Source organism: Marinomonas rhizomae, assembly GCF_003315485.1.
Classification (GTDB): domain Bacteria; phylum Pseudomonadota; class Gammaproteobacteria; order Pseudomonadales; family Marinomonadaceae; genus Marinomonas; species Marinomonas rhizomae.
On the sequence record NZ_QNSE01000004.1, the window covers coordinates 166363 to 185987 of the forward strand.

Sequence of the window (19625 nt, forward strand, 5' to 3'; positions counted from 1 at the left end):
AAGACTTGTGTAAAAAAGAGCCTTCAGTTATTAAAAAAGTAAAATACAACCAAATGTTTGGGAATATTCATTAGCAAGAGATAAGTAGTACTGCGATATCAACAGGGACGTCCTAATCTTGAAAAACACATCCCTTATAGATAGCGTGGCCGTTTCACAAGCAGTTGTAGTTATGGCTTCGTCATATTATAACTGCTTACTAGCTGTAATTTTAAATCTATGGACATATTTTTTGAAATATTAAAACTTGGGGCTGTTGGTTTAACAGCAGGTTTATTTTCCGCATGGCTTGGTAGTTTTAGTCATCGTAATCGTAAATGGTGGGAGTTAAAAGTAGAAGCTTACAAAAATGTAATTGAAGCTCTGTCAGATATCGTTTATTACTTCGATATACATTACAGTGCTGAAATCGAGCAGCGAGAAATTAGCAATGATCGAAAAGTAGAAGTGCAAAAGTTTTGGGGTAATAGCTACCATAAAATTCGCAAGTATGCTGATAGTGGAACTCTTTTTTTTTCTATCGAAGCAAATCAAGCACTTGTCGAATTCATGAAAATGAAGAATAAAAAGTATGATAGTTATTTTGAGCATCTTGATAGTTACTATGTTGGAGCAGAAAGATGTCTCGCTTCTATTGTTGATTCGGCACGGAAAGATCTCAAATTAAATGCGTCATTTTAAATAATATTTTCTTGGTTTTTCTATGGAGATCTTAATAGATCGTAGATATTTGACTAGGGAGTATGTGATCAGGTCAAAAAACTGGTCGATTTAGTATTCTGAAAAGCCCAATGATAGTTAGTAATGTGGCTGTTTTATCACTTTCCTACTACTAAATAAAATAATTAAACCTTTTTTATCGTTTTTAAATGGGTTTTGCTTTTTTAGTTTGAGATTTTTTATAAGATTGAAAAATGGTGCTATAAATGATGAGTTTTGGTAGGTAGGGAGAGATTGATTTGGTTATATTTTTATAAAAAACTTTTTAAAAATAGTCGTGTATATATAGTTTTAAAATTGTTTTTTGTAAATTTCTAAAAATAATTACATTCAATAGAATAATGGCTAAGTAACTAAGTTGGTTTATAAAAAAGAACACGAATAGAAAATAGATATGCTTCAGCTAAATTAAAAAAATATTTAAAAAAATTTGAGTGCTTGCATAAAATTTACTTCGGTACTAAAAAATTAGAAACCGTTTTAGATGTGAAATTAAGGATGAGATATGAGAAATGTGGTTACGCTATTGTTAATGTGTGCATTTTTTTTAGTGGGCTGCGCACCATTAAGTGTTGATTTATCTGAATCTGAATATCAATCGGCTTTATATATGGCCACTGAGCCAAAGCATGTTAATAATATAACAGTTATAAATCGTGCATCCGATGCCGAGATAAAAAATCATTTACTTGGAAATTCATTTATTCCAATAAAAACTACAGTTTCACCGCAATTAACAGTTGAGTCAGATATTAATCTTTTATTAGCAGAAACATTGATTGTTAAAGGTGATGCTGACAAGTCGTTAATAGTTACAATCAGGAAGGCGGATGTTTATCGGGTAACTGATACGGCAGATAGAATCCCATTCGTAAGTTTAGTGATCGCTGGACGTGATACAGAATTTGTTATGTTTGTTGCTTTATCCCTTGAAGTCAGGAAAGGCGGAGCCATTGTTGATAGCTACTCAGTAAATCATGAAGTGAAAATTATAGGGAAGGCCACGACTTCTAGTGCAATAGCAGAGTCATATCAACAACTTATTGCAAAGTATAGAGCAGATGTGTTGGGTGATATACAGCGCAATTTTATTGACAAATCGCTGTAGTGCTGTGTGTTCGTTAGCTACAACATAAAATAGGACGCATATATGCACAAAAGTCAGTGCAGTTAGATACTACACTGACTAGAGCTGCCCTTTTAGGCTATGTTCTTATCAGCCCGCTATTTATCTAGAGGCATAATAAAAGCTATGAAAATACTGATTTTATAGAGGGATATATCAAATGGCTCCTAAAAAAACATAGTATTGATTTTAAAAAAATTTAATTATCACGGATTTCTTATTTCAGATAAGAGTCTTGTAGCGGCTTCAACCCCCGGTATACTTTCAGCCTTAGATAAAGTTTCAGGATGATTTTGGTTGACTTCTCTTTTTTTTTATGTATCATATTTTCATAGGTGCTGAGGCTAAGCTTCATTCATCTTAAAAGGAAAAATATATGACCCCAGTGAAGCTCTGACATTTAGCTAATAGAGCCGAGCTAACACGCCATTTTGGCAATATATAACCCTTTTAAGAGGTACTAGCTCTATGAAAACCTTAAATTTATTCACTGCTAATCTAAAAAACCTATCACACCTCTACGAATTTATTCTTAATGGGATCACGTCTGATGAGGTCTCGATATATTCTATATCAAGAGCCACACACGACGACAGATCAGTGGTATTTTTGAGTAATGATCATTTTTTTGACTCAAAAAATAGCCCTGACGAACCCCCAATAGCATTTTTAATCAATAACTATATTTATGCAACAAAGCCTATAGCGGGCGACTCAGTATCTTATCTGTACGGGTATCAGCTAGACTGCGTTGGATACAAAGACGATCATGACCAACTTTTTATAATTAATGATAGAGGCGTCTCTGAGCTTCTAGGGGTGCTTTCACAAGACTCTTTCAAAATTATGTTGTCTGATGGTGGTCTGTGTCAGCTTAAAAAGCTTGACGGTGCCTGATATAGTTTTTTCCAGATTTATTTAAATGATATAAATTTTAATCCGCTCACCTGTCACGTATGAGGGTGGGCGTTATTTGAATTACTTCAAAATAGAGATACCTAATGAAAAAACTACTTTTAGATTTATATAATGGTAAAGAATTTATCGAAGCTGGTCAGGAGAGCAGAGATTTTAAATATCTAATAGAGCAAGGATATTGCACCGGACTTATGTCAAATGAAGTTAGTCCACACTATCCAGATTTAGCTTACTATGAAATCGAAATTCTTCCAAAAGGAATAGCTTACTTGCATGAAAGTAAAATAATCGAGGGTGATTTCTATGATGAATGAAGAGGTTGTTTATTTTATTTTGAAATAAACTCGTATAAATATATTTATAGTTTTTATATGATTATGTGTACAATATATCCATCGAATTTTAAATTCATTAAGCGTAAGTATAGATATATAAAAATGTTAATATTAAATTTTAAATCAATTGAATAAAATGGATAAAATTAAAATGATAAAAAAATTAAGTATTGCAGCTACTATGCTATTGACAGGCTGCGCGACATCTAACATGAATTATACAAAGCCAAGTTCACAAACCATTATAAATCAAATAGTTATAAATGAAAAATTTGATACAATCTGGGATCGGTTAGTAAAAAATTTAGCGTCTGACTTTTTTATCATTAACAATATAGAAAAGAGTTCAAGAATAATAAACGTATCATTTTCCACTGGAAAACCTTCAGATTATGTTGACTGCGGTAACACTGTTCGTGAGTTTAATAATGCTCGTGGGAAAAGCTTATATACATATGACCCGTCTGATAGCGCAAGCTATACATTTACAAACCTTCAGGGTCATGCTTTCAATGCGATTCGTACTTCTAGGCTAAATGGTAGAACAAATGTTTACCTTGCGCCTGAGGGTGAGGGTACTGTAATTAGTGTCAATACAAAATATGTTGTCGATGTGGATGTTAAATATTACAACATTGTAAATAATCAGTTTGCTGGCAATGAGAATTTTACATTTGATTTTTCAACAAAGTCAGAGTTTTCTAATCCTGGTGGTGTTACATGTGTTGCTCGCGGAAATCTAGAACAGAAGATTCTTAGCTATGCAGAATGAAGCTTAACAAAGTAGTCTGTGAGAACTTAGTGTTCCGTGCTTAAAGCCCTGTTGGCAGTGTTAGGCATTGAGGAGTTAAATTGAATTTAGTCTGTTATCTTTCAAATTTTGTAGTCTCTGGTATTGAAATCACTGAGACAAAGACTGGAGGTTATGTGAGAAATAAAATCTCATTCTCTGTCGCTGGTCTATCTATCGAAATTTATCAAGCACCAGAATTTATAAATGCAAAAAAAAGTGACCTAAAAGGTCAGTTTGTTAAATCAACAAAACTAGTAGTTAAGAATATAGAAGAAGACGATCGTGAACGCGCCTTAGGTGTTGTAGATAGAATTAGTGTTTTACTTTCATTTGCAATATGTTCTGAAGTCAGTTTTTATGCATGGAATATTGAGGGAAATAACAGAGCTCGCACTTTAAATGTTAGGGGGAAGTATCATTACTTCCGGCCTCCATTATCTTGTGTTGATACCTCTGATATTAAACATTTAATTGAGTCTTGTTTTGATATTTACTTCAATGTTTATAGGGAAAGAGATTTGAATGTTGTAGTCGATCTCCTGAATACACCTGAAATAAACAATTTTCAGTTAGAATTAAAGTTAGCTACCCTATTTATTCTATTAGAAAATCTAAAATCTTCTTATGCGAAAGTAAAAGGTCTAAAATATAATCAAGGAAATTATTTTTCGTCAGATGAAAAAAAATATACTTTTCAATCCCTGCTTAAGGAAATGTTCAATTCAGTTGATATGGATGTTAATCTTAAGGATATAAAAAATTTACGAAACGAAATCATACATTCGGGTTTAAGTCATTTATCATATGCCAATCAATATTCAATTTACGCAACATGTAGAGATGTAATCACAGAATATATTCTAAGGCTTATAGGATATAAAGGTTGTTTTAGTCTTTATGAAAGTAGAGGGGTACAGTGGAAAGAAATCACCTAACAAGGCAATGTGTAGGTCAGTTACTTTCCGAAGAATAAAAAATAAAAGTTTTTATTTTTTTTAGGTAGTAATTGAATTGACTTATATCCTAAAAATGTATGTGGCCATAAAATTTTTTAATATAAAAAATATACTTTTTAGCATTAAATACAGGAATAAAAATATACATATTTTAGTCTGAAACACAGACACAGTTAGAGGTATGATCTCAGTCAGCACGTAATGATCATGATTTCAAAAAATCTCTAATTGGATATTTCAAAACAATAGTGGTAAGAAAGTATGTATTAGTAGCGATTCAAAAAATAGAAGCGCTAACTTCACGTCGTGGTATTTTAACGGTAATTTAGAAGATATTTCTGCATACGATTGTTTACTACATAATAATATTTTATGTGAGTAGGCAAAAAAATCAGTAACATACTTTAAAACATCGTAATAGCAGTGTTTTAATGCTTTTTTATAAAACTTAGTCACTTTGCATATATTTAATAAGTACTCTCCTTCCCGAAATAAAAATCAATCAAAATTAAATTTTTGATATGACTTTTCAATTCTAGTTTAGAAGTCATTTCTATTTTTTTAATTTATTGGAAAAATATATGTTGAATAATTGGTTGCTATTAACTAAAAATATTTTTTATTTCATTGGATAAAGAAAATTTTTAAATGATATTTTATTTGTAAATATACTTATTTTAGTATGAAACACAGAGACAGAAATATACTTGTTTTAGTATGAAACACAGAGACAGAAATATACTTGTTTTAGTATGAAACACAGAGACAGAAATATACTTGTTTTAGTATGAAACACAGAGATAGAAGTATACTTATTTTAGTATGAAATACAGCGATAGAAATATATTTGTTTTAGTATGAAACATAGATAAAGAAATATATTTTTTTAGTACGAAATACAGAAGCAGAAATATACCTTTTTTTGTATGAAATACAGAGGCAGAAGTATACTTGTACTAGTATGAAATATAGAAGCAGAAATATACCTTTTTTAGTGTGAAACACAGAGGCAGAAATATACTTGTTTTAGTATGAAGCACAGAGGCAGAAATATACTTGTACTAGTATGAAATACAGAAGCAGAAATATACCTGTTTTAGTATGAAATATAGAAGCAGAAATATACCTGTTTTAGTATGAAATATAGAAGCAGAAATATACCTGTTTTAGTATGAAATATAGAAGCAGAAATATACCTATTTTAGTATGAAACACAGAGATAGAAATATACTTGTTTTAGTATGAAGCACACAGAAGCAGAAATATACTTGTACTAGTATGAAATACAGAGGAAGAAAACTATTTTTTTAGTATTAAAGAGTAATGGGGAATGAAAATAAAATTTTAAATATAACTGATCATCACAATATAAATAGATAGATGAAAATAAACTAAAAAGAGTTCGAAGTTTTTAGAGAGAAAGTTAAAGACGTTAAAGACGTTAAAGGCTTAGGCAGAAATGGATGAAATCTTGATCAAGAGGCACCGGAGGGTGGGATTTAAATAGGAGCTCTCTTGTGAGAGCTTTTAAGCAGAAACCGATAAGAAGCCGTAGAATAATTCTATGGCTCTTACGCGCTCTAAGTAGCTTTCGTTGCCGTGTTGTGTATCTACGATATTGCTTTCTTCTTAGCTAGTGATTGGTTTATAACGCTTTGATTTTTAAGGAAAATTTTTAAAAAAATAGGGGCTGTTTTGTTTGTTTTCAAAAAATCTTGTCTGTTTCGCTGAAATCGATTGAAGATCGTTTTTTTATACCGCTGCGCGATATAATCCAGTATATGCCTCCTCTTTATTGTTGTTTTTTATGGAATAAATATATATTTGATGAGAGATGGTTGAATGTATATATAAGAATTGTTTGTAGAAATTTAGCTTTTTAATAACTTAATTAGTTTCTTTAGGGTAGCATATTTTTATTAAAAAGTAAATGTTTTTTGCAAAAATAATTGTATTATTTCTCATAAAATTAATCTTTAAAAATATAAAAAAATAATTTTTATTTCTATTTTAATATAAAATATTCCAAAAAACATTTTTAAATCATACTCTTTGTTTTGTTGTTATTTTTTGTTTTTAATATAAGTTATGATATATATATAAAGTCTTGTATTTTCATTTTTTTCTTTAAATTGATATTATTTAAGCACGTTATAAAAATGAGAATATATTATGGAAGGATATCAATTTATTCATGTCGAAGCTTACTCTAGAGTATCAAGTAAAAATAATAAACGTCAAAGTGCAAGAAACGTTATTAATGAAGCGATAAGAGCTCCTGAAGCTAGCAGTCATATATCTAATATAAAGCCTCCAATTTTAGTTTTTGGTCAAAGCCCTGAAAAAACTCTTGAGTTATCAGAGAGTCAGGCTGTAATAGCAAAAGATAGCATTGGTAGAAAACTCAGAAAAGATGGTTTAGTAATGGTGGCCGGAGTTGCTTCATATCCTGCTAGAACAGATGAAATTTCATTTGAAAATGAAAATCTTCAACATTGGCTAAAACTAACAATAGAATTTTTATCAAAAAAATATGGAGAGCAATTAAAATCAGTTGTTGTTCATTCAGATGAGCCATTTTGGCACTGTCATTTTTATCTTGTTCCAAAATTAGATGTAAATAACAGCTTGGATATTGGGCTAGTGCACGACGGTATTGCTGCTCGTAATACAGTTAGCTCTCAGAGCGCGAAGATAAAACTAAGAGCATACAGCGATGCTATGAGAGCATTTCAAGATGCATATTATACAAATGTTGGTATACCTTGCGGCCTTACAAGAGATGGTCCGAGGAGGCGGAGATTAACTCGAAAAGAATGGAAAGTTGAACAAGAAGCTTCTAAACGTTTAGCGAATACTTTAAATCGATCTGATTCTATAAAGCAAAAGATAAAATTCATCTCTTCTGAATTAGATAAGAAGAGAATAAGACTTGAAAAATATGAAAAAAAATTAGTTTTTCTTCTCAAGAAAATTGGAATTTCAGATCAATTTATAGAGAAGATAACTAAAAAATTAAATGACTCTGATAACAACAATAATAAAATGGAGAGAGCGATATGAAACCTGCTGAAATAAGAATACTACTAAATAGTCATTATAAGTATATTGACCAAATTAAAAAGATAAATGTTGATAGCGATTTTATTAAAGAGCTTCAAAAAGAGCATGTGCTTTTTATTGAATTAATGATAAAACATATGATAAAAGAAAAAACTATTCATAGAGCTGATGAAATGATTGCTTTTCAGAAGAGAATGACTAATTTAATGTATGTGTTATTTTCATCAGATGCTTCTACTGTTGCTTTCGTTGATTCAATAAAATCATCATTTGTTAAAGTAGATGATAAAAAACAGTCTGATTCTACTGATGAAGAAGAAAGCTGTAGTATTGAACAAGCTTTAAATGAATTAGATTTATTCGAATTCTAACTATAAATGCCAAAAATAGGATTCTATTTAGAATCCTATTTTTATGAACAGGTGAGTATTAAATAATCATTCTCGATGTTTATCTGGAAGAGGACAAAATAAAATAGTGTATGATTTATTATAGATTTAGAGATACACATAGTGACCGACTATGCTTATTTCATAAGCGCGGCATAAGGTGCTACGCACTTATGAGAACGGTTAAAAATCAGTGAAAAATCATTCTATATTGTTTAATTTTCTATATATATTGTTATCATTTTTGTCATTAATATATACATTGCTGATGAATTTACCATCTTTTCTGAGAATAGATAAGACTCTTCCATTAAAAAATATGGCTTCTAATTCTAAAGTTTTAAGATCTATTCGTATTCTTTTTATAGATTGCATTAATATTTGTTTTAGTTTTGATCTTTCGTTTGTGTTTTTAAAATCTTGTGCTTTCATTGCTAAAGACTGAATTTTTTTTTGTTGTTCTTCGTCTATTTTTTCATGAGAATTTTTTCTTTTTAAGTTCTCAAGCTCTTTTTCTTTTATTTCTAAAATTTTACTAGCTTCAATGATTTGCTTTTGAGCTATTTTTCGTATGCTAGAAATATTGCTTTCTCCAAATTCACTCATCAAGGCAGAAATCTTTTCTTCTTGTTTATCTATAGTAGCTTGTACTGCTTCAATCGAATCTTTATTATCTCTTGGAGATTCGAAAAGTTGATTTTCAACATTAGTCATGACTGCATGAATGAAGTGTAGTTCTAATTCATCTGATTTTACACTACTACAACAATCAGAAGTTTCTTTGTTTTTCGTACAATGTAGCCTTAATACACTTTTAGTATATTCTTTTTTTCGATTCATTTGTTTTTGTAATTGACTACCAAGTGCTTGACCGCAAACTGCACAGATCGAACGACCTTTACCATATGAAGTCAGTAGATAAACACTGTTTTTATATGACTCTCTACTACTTGCCTTTTTTTTCTTGCGCTCTTGAATTAAATTATAATATTCTTCAGATATTATAGGCGGATAATAGTTTTTTAATTCGTGATTTTCACTTATTTTACTACCATCTATCAGGTAACTCAATTTAAAACTGTTACAGCCATATAGAGCTTTACTATCTAATATTTTTCGTATTGTTGTTACGCCCCATGAGTTGTTTTTTTCAGTTGGAGTTTTTACTTTCGATAAGGTGAGGTCTCTAGCAATAAGATTTAGACCTGTATTATTCAAATACATTTCTATGATTTTTTTCACTGTGTTAGATGACTTATTTAATTCAAAACCAGATTTGGTTCTTGTAATCCAAAAGGGTACAGATCCAGCTATATCACCTTTGCCATTTTTTTCAAAATCATCTATTTTTTTATGAATATATTTCACAGATCTTTTTTGCTTGGATAATGATTCTTCATGAGCTCTCATCATTACGCCTATAGAAATAAACATTTTAGAAGGGTCTTTAGATAAAGTCTTCATGTTATAAACTTGATCATCATTTGCTGTGATGATAGTGATGCCTTTCCCTATCAATTCATTAAATTGTGTCTGTGCCTGCCAAGGCGTTTGTCTGCTTAATCTGTCTAATGATTCAACTATGAGAATCGAACCGGCTTTAACTATTCCTTTTTCTACTGCTTTTATGAATATGCCCAGTGCGCCTTTGGCTACATGTTCAGCATGAAATGCTGAGAGCCCTTTGTCTGTCATGACCAAATCTTTATTCAATCTTAATCCATGTCTGTCTGCGACTTCGATTGCATAGTCTGTTTGTCTTTTTAAAGACGTTCCCTTTTCTTGGAGAGGGCTAGAAAATCTTTGATATGAATAAACTTGAGCGTTCATGTGAATACCTAACTCTATGATAAAGAATATATTATATGCAGGTTACTTTTAGCACAAGACCGATGGCGCTTTCGGCTACTTTCCAAGCTACACTCTCGGCGCCATGTACGCCGCCCAATACAAAGCCACCATGATACAAAACGTCGACTTCGACGCCGCAATTCAAAGCGGCGACCTAAGCCCCATCTTCCAATGGCTCAGCGACAACATCTGGACACAAGCCTCGCTTCACACCACAGATGAACTCGTCAAACGCGCCACAGGCGAAACCCTAAACGCCACACATTTTAGAAAACACCTAGAAGGGCGGTACTTGCAAAAGAGGTAAAATCATTTAGATGAGTGGGTCAAGGCTAGACAGACCACTGTCTAGCCTTTTAATCATAATGGCTTGAACTTATCTTTTTGGATAGCCGTGTTTTAGCAATACTATCTTAGTAAAGTTTATGTAGATTAGAGTGAATATATCAGTTTTTATCTGCTGAATAAGCTAGGTTTTTTTGTTTTTCAAGTTCAGCCAAACGAGATGTTAAAGCACGGTGGATGTTGTCAAAGGCGATACTTCCTAGCGCCACGCGAAATGGCGCTTTAGGCATATCAATCACTTTAAGCATTGCCGTAACCGTATTATCAGCGTCTCCCTTAATTGGGAAATCACCATTAAACAATGCATGTCGCATTTTTTCTGCCGCGCTATTTTGATAGCTCTCTAGGGAGTCAGCTAAGTCCAATCCCTTTGCAAAGTTAGTTTCTGTTGGGCCAGGTTCTATAATGACACAATCAATACCATATTCATTCACCTCTTGAGATACCGATTCTATAAAGCCTTCAATTCCCCATTTACTAGCATGATATAGGCTGAAATTCGGATAGGCGACTTGTCCTCCTTCAGATGAGATTTGAACAATACGGCCTTTATCTTGTTTGCGTAAATGTGGTAGCGCGGCTCGTATAAGCTGAATAGACCCAGTTAGGTTCGTGGTAATCTGACGGTCAATTTGCCGATCAGTCAAAGCCTCAGCCACACCAAATAAGCCGTAACCGGCATTACTCACTACAAAATCTATTGGGCCGGCCATGAATGCAGTATCAACCGCACTCCGCACTGAGCCTAGGTCGGTGAGATCTAATTGCAACACTTGTAAACTTTCAGGGAAGCTCGCTTTTAGCTCATCCAATGTTGATATTTTCCGAACGGTTGCGAATACCTTATCTCCACGCGAAAGCGCTTGTTTTGTGAGCTTTAAACCTAAGCCTGAAGAGGCTCCAGTGATAAACCATGTTTTGTTGAGCATAATACTTATTCCTTCTAATTGATGAGGATTCACTATAGAAGATTGTTATTAGTAGTTTAATGATCAATAATTCGAATGACTTGTTTAGGATTATTCAACAATGAAAAAACCATCACTCAATGATTTGGAGGCTTTTCGAGAGGTTGCGCATCAGCGTAGTTTTAGCAAAGCGGCAGATCATCTTGGGGTAAGTCGTTCAGCTTTGAGCCATGTTATAAAAGGATTAGAGGCATATCTAGGCTCTCAATTGCTGAGACGTACTACTCGCAGTGTTTCCTTAACACCAGCTGGTGAACATTTATTCTCAGGCTTATCGCCAATACTTAGTGATTTGGATAAATTGCTGTTTGAAACTGGTCACGACAAAGAGCACCTGTTCGGAGAAATTCGAATTAATGGTAGCGAGTCGGCGATAGCTTATTTATTGGAAAAAATTGTCCCTACATTTCGAGAGCATTACCCCAGCATCAAGCTAGACCTCGTTTGTGATGGTGAGTTAAGTGATATTACTCAGGACGGATTTGATGCCGGTATCCGGCTTGGAGAGTCTCTTCTTAAGGACATGATTGCTATTCCTCTTGGCCCTAAAATAAGGTTTATTGCTGTCGCATCTCCTCAATATTTAAATCAATACCCTGCACCAATAACACCTATTGAGCTTAATAAGCACCATTGTATTCGCCAGCGGTTACCAAGTGGTAAACGTTATCACTGGGAGTTCTTTAAAGATGAGCAATCTGTATCGGTTGATGTTCCAGGTTATATTTCATTAGACAATAACAATTTGATTGTCAGTGCGGCTACACAGGGAATGGGAGTCGCATTTGTTCCTGAAAATTATGCTAAGGAGCAAATAGCCTCAGGCAACTTAATTAAAGTTTTAGAAGACTGGTGTCCTGAAGAGTCTGGATTTCACATTTATTTTCCTCGCTACCGTCACATGTCTAAAAGTCTCAGAGCGTTTATCGACGTAATAAAAGAACATAATTAGTTAAAGAGGCGTCTTGCGATAATCTAAGTGCGGTAGTTTTCCAAGGCGTGTATTGTCTTAACACGATGTTGTGTAATCATATTAAGGTGATGCAATCTAGGTTAATGGGATATTAGAAGGATAATTAGGGGCCGATGAAATGCACTAGCTCGGCCCTAAATTCACAATGGCTAAGCGACAACATCTGGTCACAAGCCTCGCTTCACACCACAGATGAACTCGTCATTTCCGCGAAGGCGGAAATCGATTGGTAAGGCGTTTTCGCTTAGGTTTTAGTCCCGATGGCTGCTAAATGGACTTTTGAGGTTATCCCTAAAGCTTTTTCAATTCACCGGCTTTGTTCAGCTGATATTCGTCAAGGTCATTGGCGAGATACAGCGTACCTGAATAACAAGTTTTCGCTTCTTGGTAAATATCCTCTATGGAGGGTGATGCGTTTGGATTCGATTGATAGCGAGGGCTAAAATGTGTCAGCACTAAATTAGGAATATTAGCTCGCTGAGCAAATTCCGCCACAAGTTCGGCATAACTATGACCATAGCTATTTCCTGTCTTCTCAACGATCTCCTTTGTATAAGTGGCTTCATGAACAAGCACATTTGCCCCACGGCTGAGTTGCGACATGAGTTCAGGCTGATCATTATCTCCTGCAACAATGATTTTTCGCGGGTTCTTATCGTATAACAGATAGTCGTCACTATTGATCAACTTGCCATTATGCTCAACATCCTGCCCCTTTTTTAATTGTCCCCAAATCGGGCCTCTAGTGATGCCATGTAAAGCCAACTTCTCAATATCCAAACTAGGGTTGATATCTTTTTCAGTAAAGCTATAGGCATAAGAAGGCACTCTATGGGAAATAGCCCCAGTCTCTACTCGCACCTTTTTGAAATCGACAGACGGTAAATCATCAGAGCATATAAACTCTAGCTCAAACGGCAAATATAATTGCGTATGCTGTTGGGTGGCCTCAACCCATTCTTTAACACCATTTGGCGCAATAATCTTCAAAGGCTCTTTCCGCCCACTCATTCCCGCACTTGCCAGGATGCCCGGCAGGCCATAACAGTGATCACCATGAATATGCGTTATAAAGATGGCTTGTAATGAACTGACCGACAAATTTGTATGAAGAATCTGATGCTGTGTTCCTTCCCCACAATCGACAAGATACCAGCCACTTCCTTTTTCTTCACGAACGGCAATGCCCGTCACATTCCTTGTTTTAGTTGGAACGCCAGACGATGTTCCAAGAAAAATGATATTCATTTAAAACCTACCTTAATCGCTACCAGTACATGTGCCGAGATACCTGAAAAGCCACGTAAAAATACAGTCTATTTTCACCTTGGCAGATAAAATGCTTGTTATTCTGACCTGAGCATCACTCAATTTGTTGATTGTTCATAGTATTTTATAAAAAGTGTACTAGGATCAATTAGTAAAAACATAACGGCCAGAATAATGTGCTGTGGGCATCCAACCTGATCAGCTTCATCCGCGCAGGCGGGAACCACAAGCCCGATACTTTAATTCCCTAAAAACGCTGTGGTTTTACTGAGGTTTTCATAGTATTGTCAGTTTAGTGTAATGAAAGGTTTAATGAGTGCGCTCCTTGATATTCAAGACAATGCATAAAAACGAAGTCATTATGAGATTAGATACCAAATTGGTAAGAGTTGTTTGGGCAGTACTTGCCTGAGATCAAAAATATCAGGCTCAAACGATCTAAATTTTAAAGAGTGATACACCAAGTTTTGCTTAGTAAAAAAGAGTGATGACAAGATAGGTAAGACCGTGACTTGGAAATTCTGGGACTAACATCGTTTCGTTGAAAACGCCAAAATGATTAGAACCAAGTCAGCGCTGTTTTTTCGTGGAATAGCATCAGGGATAAAAGCATCGATTGCTTTATAAAAAAATCCGAATAGATGGCTGCAAAACGCTTCTTGTTAGATCTTGATTTTGCTTGCAAAAATAGGGGTGTCCATAGATGTTAGCTGTACTAGGAGAATCAGGTTGAGTTGCTACTTTCAAGGATGTTCCCAAAAGGGTGTAACAAAGGAACATATCCCACCAAAAGCATTTTTCCCTAAGGGAGAGAAAGATCAGCTATTAACAGTAAAATCATGCGTCGCTCACAACAACGCCAAGTCAAAAGATGATATTTATGTTCTCGCGCAAATCTGCATGAATGCTTCGCCGAGCAATAGAGCTAGGGAGATTTTCTTAAAAAAAGTAAAGCCTCAACTAGATTTCAATAATGGAGCACTAAGAAAAAAGCTGGCTGCTGGGTCAGTTCAATTACCTGATGGAGCTGTCAAGTATCCAGTGGATACGAATAGATTAAATGGCTTTTTTGATGCCTTATCATGTGGGATTGTTTTCAAGTCTTGTGGCGCTACATTACCGAATAACTATTCAATAAAACATGTGTATTGCAGTTTAATTGGCGATCAAGACCCAATAATGAGTCAAATTGAAATCGAGATTGAGGAATTCTACTCCGGAAAACCTATGGAGTTTATGGAGTTCGGTAAACCAAACACTAACAATGAAAGGATTTACACGGTAGATGTTTTTGGTATTCCAAATTTTGGTTCAAGCATTACTCTAGTACATGTTTTTTTCGGTAAGTTTAAAGTAATCTCAATGCTTACCAATCTCGTGCAAAATACAGCTAATAAGTCAAAGCACTCGGACGCCGTAAACGGCGCCGGTGTTTGAGGCGTTATACGTCACAATTATCTAGTCAGGGGAGCCGGCATCAATGGTAAAGATGGAAGATAAACTTGTAGACATTTTTCGTGAGTCTGCCGCTGGGCCATTCCTTTTTTTGGGATCGGGGTTCTCTCGAAGATATCTTGGTTTAGAGGATTGGAAAGGTCTGCTTTCTAAATTTTGCGTAGCGGGGAGACCCTTTGAATATTACCTGTCTTCAGCCAACGGTGATTACCCTAAAGTTGCATCGCTATTAGCGAAAGATTTCAACGAACACTGGTGGTCGGCTGATGAATATTCGGCCAGCGTAGAACGCTATAAATCAAAAATAGAAGATGAAACATCTGCTCTTAGAATCGAAATATCAAATTATCTAACTACACTGGATCAATCCAAAGCAAAGGAATCTGAATATTCTGAAGAGGTCGCCCTCCTAGCAAAATTGAATGTTGATGGCGTAATAACTACGAACTGGGATATGTTCGTTGAACAGCTCTTCCCTGAATATAAGACCTACATTGGTCAAAAAGAACTGCTATTTCAGAATCCTCAAGAAATTGGGGAAATATATAAGATACATGGTTGTTCGACCGAGCCTAACTCATTAGTTCTAACTGACTCCGACTACGAAAAATTCAATGAAAAAAACGCCTACTTAGCATCAAAGCTAATAACTGTTTTTGTGGAACACCCCGTAGTTTTTATAGGCTATTCAATCTCAGACGAGAATATTAGCAGTCTTCTTAAAGCTATATCCTCTTGTATTGGAAGAGAAAATATTGAGAAATTGCGTCGCAACTTGATCTTTATACAAAGACTTGCGGAAGGTGAAGGACCAAATATCTCAGATACGTATCTTACAATCGATGGTATTCAGATACCGCTCGTTTTGGTGAAGACCAACGATTACCTGCCTGTCTACCGAGCTATAGAGTCTACAAAAAGGAAAATCCCAGCTAGAGTGCTTCGTTATTGTAAAGAGCAGCTTTACGAGTTGGTTCAATCATCCGAGCCAGAAAAGAAAATTTGCGTAGTTGATATAGATGAAATCGAATCCAAAGAAGATGTGGAATTTCTTGTTGGCGTCGGAGTGGCGCACCAAGAACAAGCAGGCCCTTCTTCGGTCGGTTATGCGTCAATTGGAGTTTCAGAGCTGTTCGGCGACCTGCTACATGAGAATCAAGATTATGATAGCGATCAAGTATTAACACATGTTGCGCCTAGGGCCTGTAAGGGTTCGCAAAACGTGCCTGTATTTTACTATCTGAGGAAGCTTGGTGTTGATAACCTTGAACAGTATCAAGCAACCACTTACGAGCTAGATAAAGTGGTGAGGAGAGAGCTGAAGGCATTTCGTAGCGAATCCTATAGTAAGCCGTTTTTCAGAACATACCGCCACATGTCAATGAGAGATATTCTTGAGGCTTGTACTCCGGAAAACGCTGCTGCCTACATTCCGTTTTTAGCCGCTGAGAAAATTGACCTTGATCTGCTTCGTAATTTCCTACTAGAAAATGAGTCGAAATTTGATTATTCCGTATCTAACTATGCTAGTAGCTTCAAGAAGTTGGCTGCCCTTTACGACAGGTTAAAATGGGGCTGGTGACGTATAACAAGGAATGAATTGGGGGCAGATGAAAAATTAAGATATTTAGGTTTTTTTATTTGACCCTAAATTCAGAGGGTGAGCAGAGATTTTTGCTGGTAGGCAAGATTGGTGAAAAGCACTGGTCGGCTGTTGTCACCTACAGGGATGCTCGTATTCGTCTGATTTCAGTCAGGCGTTCCCGCAAGAAGGAGATTGAGCTCTATGAAAGCTAAAGACTTCGATAAAAAATTTGAGGAAGGTCAGGAAGATATAGTTGATGATCTGGATCTGTCCTCTGCTCGTCGCGTTAATCAGGAACAGAAGCGAATCAATGTCGACTTCCCAGCTTGGGTTGTGGAATCATTGGATCGTGAGGCTGCGCGTATTGGCGTTACCCGTCAATCTATCATCAAAGTATGGCTTGTGGAGCGTCTTCAGGCAGAATCTGCTAACAAGCTGCTTAATAGTGACAACGCAAGCAACGCACAGAATTAACAAGCCCATCTTCGTAAGCCAGTTATTCCAAGGGGTTGGCTTTTTAGTGAAGAAGGTACTGTTACCACGAAGAAGCCGAGACATGTATTCTTATGTCTCGGCTTTGTTTTTCGGTACCTCAAGCCCAGAGTAAACTCAAAGAAACACAACACCGCAAAAAATACCGAGTAAGAACAGAACCATTTTTTCGTTATACTCTGATTTCTTTCCGGAAGTTAAGCGCTAAGTATAAGGAGGTTTTATGTATCTTGATTCCGAAGAGCAGCTTAGAGAACTCTATGGTTATGCAAAAGGGCGCGCCAAAGATAAGCAGTTGCCTTTCTTAGAGCGTCACTCCAGTAACTTTCTCGCGCATTCTCCGTTCGTGACAATTTCGACCTACGCAAAATCCGGCTCTGTTGATTGTTCTCCTCGTGGAGGAAATCCGGGGTTCGTAAAAATAGTCAATGACAGCTGCATTATTTTGCCCGATGGGAAAGGGAATAATCGGCTTGATAGCCTTGTTAATATCATTGAAACGGGGCAAATTGGGTGTTTGTTTTTGATTCCTGGTGTTGATGAAACGCTTCGAATTAACGGGCTTGCTCGTATTTCAACCTCACCTGAATATTTAAACCTGTTTTCTGACGACAGAAACCCACCTAAAACCTGTATTGAGATCACCATCAAAGAAGTGTTTTTACATTGCGCCAAAGCGTTAATGCGCTCTGAACTTTGGTCTTTAAAGGCGCAAATAGATAGGGCAGATTTTCCTACGATGGGAGCGATGATTAATGATCAGCTATCAATAAAGGATGATCCCGAAGCACAAGAAGATATGATTGCTCGATACAAACGAGATTTATGATTTTTCAGTGTGGCGAGAATTGCTGCTTATGATAAACAAGCGGTTAGATATTAGGGGCAGATGAAAAATAACATTTTTCATCTGCCCCTAATATCTTATTATGCCTTCTAATTTACTATTTTATTTACTGATACGAAGAAGGCTTGCTACAGAAGCTCCCCCTGCGATTAGGCATGCTAAACCAAAAGCATAGTCGGAGAAATAATCGCCAAAGTTTCCATAAAATTTCGATAGTACTACAATCATAACTGCAACTAGCGCGGCACCTAATGATTGGCCGGCAGTACGAGCCGTCGATAGAATACCGGACGCAGTCACTGTATGTTTTTCTTCGACATTTGAAAACATTTCTTTGTTGTTTGGTGGGAGGAATAGACCATATCCAATGCCACAAATAGCTACGCGCCATATAAAATCGAGATAGGAAGTATTATTAGGAATCAGAGCTAAAGATCCCAGCCCAACGCAAAAGATTATTATCCCCATAGTTGAAATTTGAGTCGCACTTACTTTGTTTGAGAGTTTTCCTGATAAAGGCGCGCAAATTGCTACTGCAACTGGCCAGGGGGTAAAGATAAGTGCTGACTCTAGTACACTATATGAATAGGTGTATTGTAATACAAAAGGGATGGAAATTAATCCGATACCTTGTGCTATAAACATCAGAATGGACGATAGAACGGCAAATGAATATCTTTTAGAATTAAATATATCAAGCGGCATAAGTGGGTGTTTTGCTTGCTTTTGCCATAAAACAAAAAACACTATTAACGCTGCCGAAAGTGAGATTAAAAAACATACAAGTATGTCATTCCATCTCCCTATTTGATCTACTGAAATTGTGAGTAATCCGAAAGCGAGAGCGGATGTCACCGCTCCTATAAAGTCAAATCCGCTTTTGGTCGTAGTGTCTTTTCCAAGAGCCATGATAGCGAAATAAATGGCAATCCCTCCTAGAGGAATATTTATATAAAATAACCATGGCCAAGATAGATAAGACATAATCAATCCGCCAAAAACTGGGCCTGATGCAGTCCCAATTGCGAAAGCCAAGGCATTGAGGCCAAATATTGAACCAAGAGATTGGGGAGGGAAAATTACCCGATATAAACTAAGGCCTACACTTATCATCACGGCATAGCTTATACCCTGAATTATTCTCATTGTTAAAAGAATTGAAAATGTTGGCGAGAGTGCGCATCCGATTGATGACAATGTAAAAAATATTATGCCAATTTTATAGAAGCGCCGCTCACCTATTCGAGAACCTAGAGATGCACAAATAAGCATAGTTGCCGCACTTGCTGTTTGATAGCCATTTGCAACCCATATTACAGTCGCAGCATTTATCTCCAGTGAGTCGGCAATATTTGGTAATGCGATGTTAACAATAGAACTATCCAATGCAGCCATGACAACGCCTATTAATATAGCTGCCGCTGCGTAATATCTTTGTGGAGTGGGGTAACCTTGTTCTTTTTCTGCGGACGACATTTCTTATATCCTTTAGCCGTTGTTGGTAAAGGTCTCCCTAATAGTAGTGGAGACCCTACAGAGT

20 protein-coding genes are annotated in these 19625 nt (G+C 35.7%); 15 read left to right on the forward strand and 5 right to left on the reverse strand.

Annotation, left to right across the window (positions count from 1 at the left end):
* The first annotated feature begins 219 nt into the window (after window positions 1-219).
* The 8 genes from DFP80_RS05955 to DFP80_RS05990 all read left to right on the forward strand — a co-directional run bounded on the left by DFP80_RS05955 (window position 220) and on the right by DFP80_RS05990 (window position 8282).
* On the forward strand, window positions 220-681 hold the full coding sequence (locus tag DFP80_RS05955) for a hypothetical protein (RefSeq protein ID WP_113915894.1): 462 nt from the start codon (window positions 220-222) through the stop codon (window positions 679-681).
* Window positions 682-1225: 544 nt separating this feature from the next.
* A complete protein-coding gene (locus DFP80_RS05960) occupies window positions 1226-1828 on the forward strand; it encodes a hypothetical protein (protein ID WP_113915895.1) in 603 nt (200 codons plus the stop codon).
* A gap of 486 nt (window positions 1829-2314) precedes the next feature.
* Window positions 2315-2743, forward strand: a complete 429-nt coding sequence (locus tag DFP80_RS05965) for a hypothetical protein (protein ID WP_113915896.1) — start codon at window positions 2315-2317, stop codon at window positions 2741-2743.
* A gap of 104 nt (window positions 2744-2847) precedes the next feature.
* The gene (locus tag DFP80_RS05970) at window positions 2848-3078 is read left to right on the forward strand and encodes a hypothetical protein (protein WP_113915897.1); all 231 of its coding nucleotides are present in this window, start codon (window positions 2848-2850) and stop codon (window positions 3076-3078) included.
* 157 nt (window positions 3079-3235) lie between these two features.
* A complete protein-coding gene (locus DFP80_RS05975) occupies window positions 3236-3871 on the forward strand; it encodes a hypothetical protein (RefSeq protein ID WP_148039905.1) in 636 nt (211 codons plus the stop codon).
* Window positions 3872-3951: 80 nt separating this feature from the next.
* Window positions 3952-4827, forward strand: coding sequence for a hypothetical protein (locus DFP80_RS05980; protein ID WP_113915899.1), 876 nt, complete (start codon window positions 3952-3954; stop codon window positions 4825-4827).
* Window positions 4828-7020: 2193 nt separating this feature from the next.
* On the forward strand, window positions 7021-7911 hold the full coding sequence (locus DFP80_RS05985; protein ID WP_113915900.1) for a plasmid recombination protein: 891 nt from the start codon (window positions 7021-7023) through the stop codon (window positions 7909-7911).
* A complete protein-coding gene (locus tag DFP80_RS05990; protein ID WP_113915901.1) occupies window positions 7908-8282 on the forward strand; it encodes a hypothetical protein in 375 nt (124 codons plus the stop codon). Before DFP80_RS05985 ends, DFP80_RS05990 begins: the two co-directional genes overlap by 4 nt.
* Window positions 8283-8501: 219 nt before the next feature.
* On the opposite strand, the gene DFP80_RS05995 is transcribed toward DFP80_RS05990, so the two are convergent.
* Window positions 8502-10130, reverse strand: a complete 1629-nt coding sequence (locus DFP80_RS05995; protein WP_113915902.1) for a recombinase family protein — start codon at window positions 10128-10130, stop codon at window positions 8502-8504.
* 31 nt (window positions 10131-10161) lie between these two features.
* Complete coding sequence (locus DFP80_RS20855) at window positions 10162-10296, reverse strand: hypothetical protein (RefSeq protein ID WP_258546975.1); 135 nt, start codon at window positions 10294-10296, stop codon at window positions 10162-10164.
* Between DFP80_RS20855 and DFP80_RS06000 the strand changes: the two genes are divergently transcribed.
* Window positions 10234-10458 carry a hypothetical protein gene (locus tag DFP80_RS06000; RefSeq protein WP_241560202.1) on the forward strand — a complete coding sequence of 75 codons (225 nt, stop codon included), beginning with the start codon at window positions 10234-10236 and terminating at the stop codon, window positions 10456-10458. The two genes, DFP80_RS20855 and DFP80_RS06000, sit on opposite strands and share 63 nt — an antisense overlap.
* A 139-nt stretch (window positions 10459-10597) precedes the next feature.
* On the opposite strand, the gene DFP80_RS06005 is transcribed toward DFP80_RS06000, so the two are convergent.
* The gene (locus tag DFP80_RS06005; protein ID WP_113915903.1) at window positions 10598-11425 is read right to left on the reverse strand and encodes an SDR family oxidoreductase; all 828 of its coding nucleotides are present in this window, start codon (window positions 11423-11425) and stop codon (window positions 10598-10600) included.
* A 100-nt stretch (window positions 11426-11525) separates the two neighbouring features.
* On the opposite strand from DFP80_RS06005, the gene DFP80_RS06010 reads away from it, so the two are divergent.
* A complete protein-coding gene (locus DFP80_RS06010; protein WP_113915904.1) occupies window positions 11526-12416 on the forward strand; it encodes a LysR family transcriptional regulator in 891 nt (296 codons plus the stop codon).
* Between the two features lie 312 nt (window positions 12417-12728).
* Here the strand turns inward: DFP80_RS06010 and DFP80_RS06015 are convergent, their stop codons facing one another.
* Complete coding sequence (locus tag DFP80_RS06015; protein ID WP_113915905.1) at window positions 12729-13685, reverse strand: ribonuclease Z; 957 nt, start codon at window positions 13683-13685, stop codon at window positions 12729-12731.
* Window positions 13686-14435: 750 nt separating this feature from the next.
* On the opposite strand from DFP80_RS06015, the gene DFP80_RS06020 reads away from it, so the two are divergent.
* From DFP80_RS06020 to DFP80_RS06040, 5 genes are all read left to right on the forward strand, one after another.
* Window positions 14436-15143 (forward strand): hypothetical protein, encoded by a 708-nt coding sequence (locus tag DFP80_RS06020; RefSeq protein ID WP_175020599.1) that lies wholly within the window; start codon window positions 14436-14438, stop codon window positions 15141-15143.
* A 43-nt stretch (window positions 15144-15186) separates the two neighbouring features.
* Window positions 15187-16743: an SIR2 family protein gene (locus DFP80_RS06025; RefSeq protein WP_113915906.1), complete on the forward strand. Its 1557-nt coding sequence runs from the start codon at window positions 15187-15189 to the stop codon at window positions 16741-16743.
* 59 nt (window positions 16744-16802) lie between these two features.
* Window positions 16803-16958 (forward strand): BrnT family toxin, encoded by a 156-nt coding sequence (locus DFP80_RS06030; protein WP_258546973.1) that lies wholly within the window; start codon window positions 16803-16805, stop codon window positions 16956-16958.
* On the forward strand, window positions 16948-17220 hold the full coding sequence (gene brnA / locus DFP80_RS06035; RefSeq protein ID WP_113915908.1) for a type II toxin-antitoxin system BrnA family antitoxin: 273 nt from the start codon (window positions 16948-16950) through the stop codon (window positions 17218-17220). The genes DFP80_RS06030 and brnA overlap by 11 nt, the downstream gene beginning before the upstream one ends.
* Window positions 17221-17461: 241 nt before the next feature.
* Window positions 17462-18067: a pyridoxamine 5'-phosphate oxidase family protein gene (locus tag DFP80_RS06040; protein ID WP_113915909.1), complete on the forward strand. Its 606-nt coding sequence runs from the start codon at window positions 17462-17464 to the stop codon at window positions 18065-18067.
* A 120-nt stretch (window positions 18068-18187) separates the two neighbouring features.
* Here the strand turns inward: DFP80_RS06040 and DFP80_RS06045 are convergent, their stop codons facing one another.
* Window positions 18188-19561 carry an MFS transporter gene (locus DFP80_RS06045; RefSeq protein ID WP_113915910.1) on the reverse strand — a complete coding sequence of 458 codons (1374 nt, stop codon included), beginning with the start codon at window positions 19559-19561 and terminating at the stop codon, window positions 18188-18190.
* Window positions 19562-19625 lie beyond the last annotated feature (64 nt).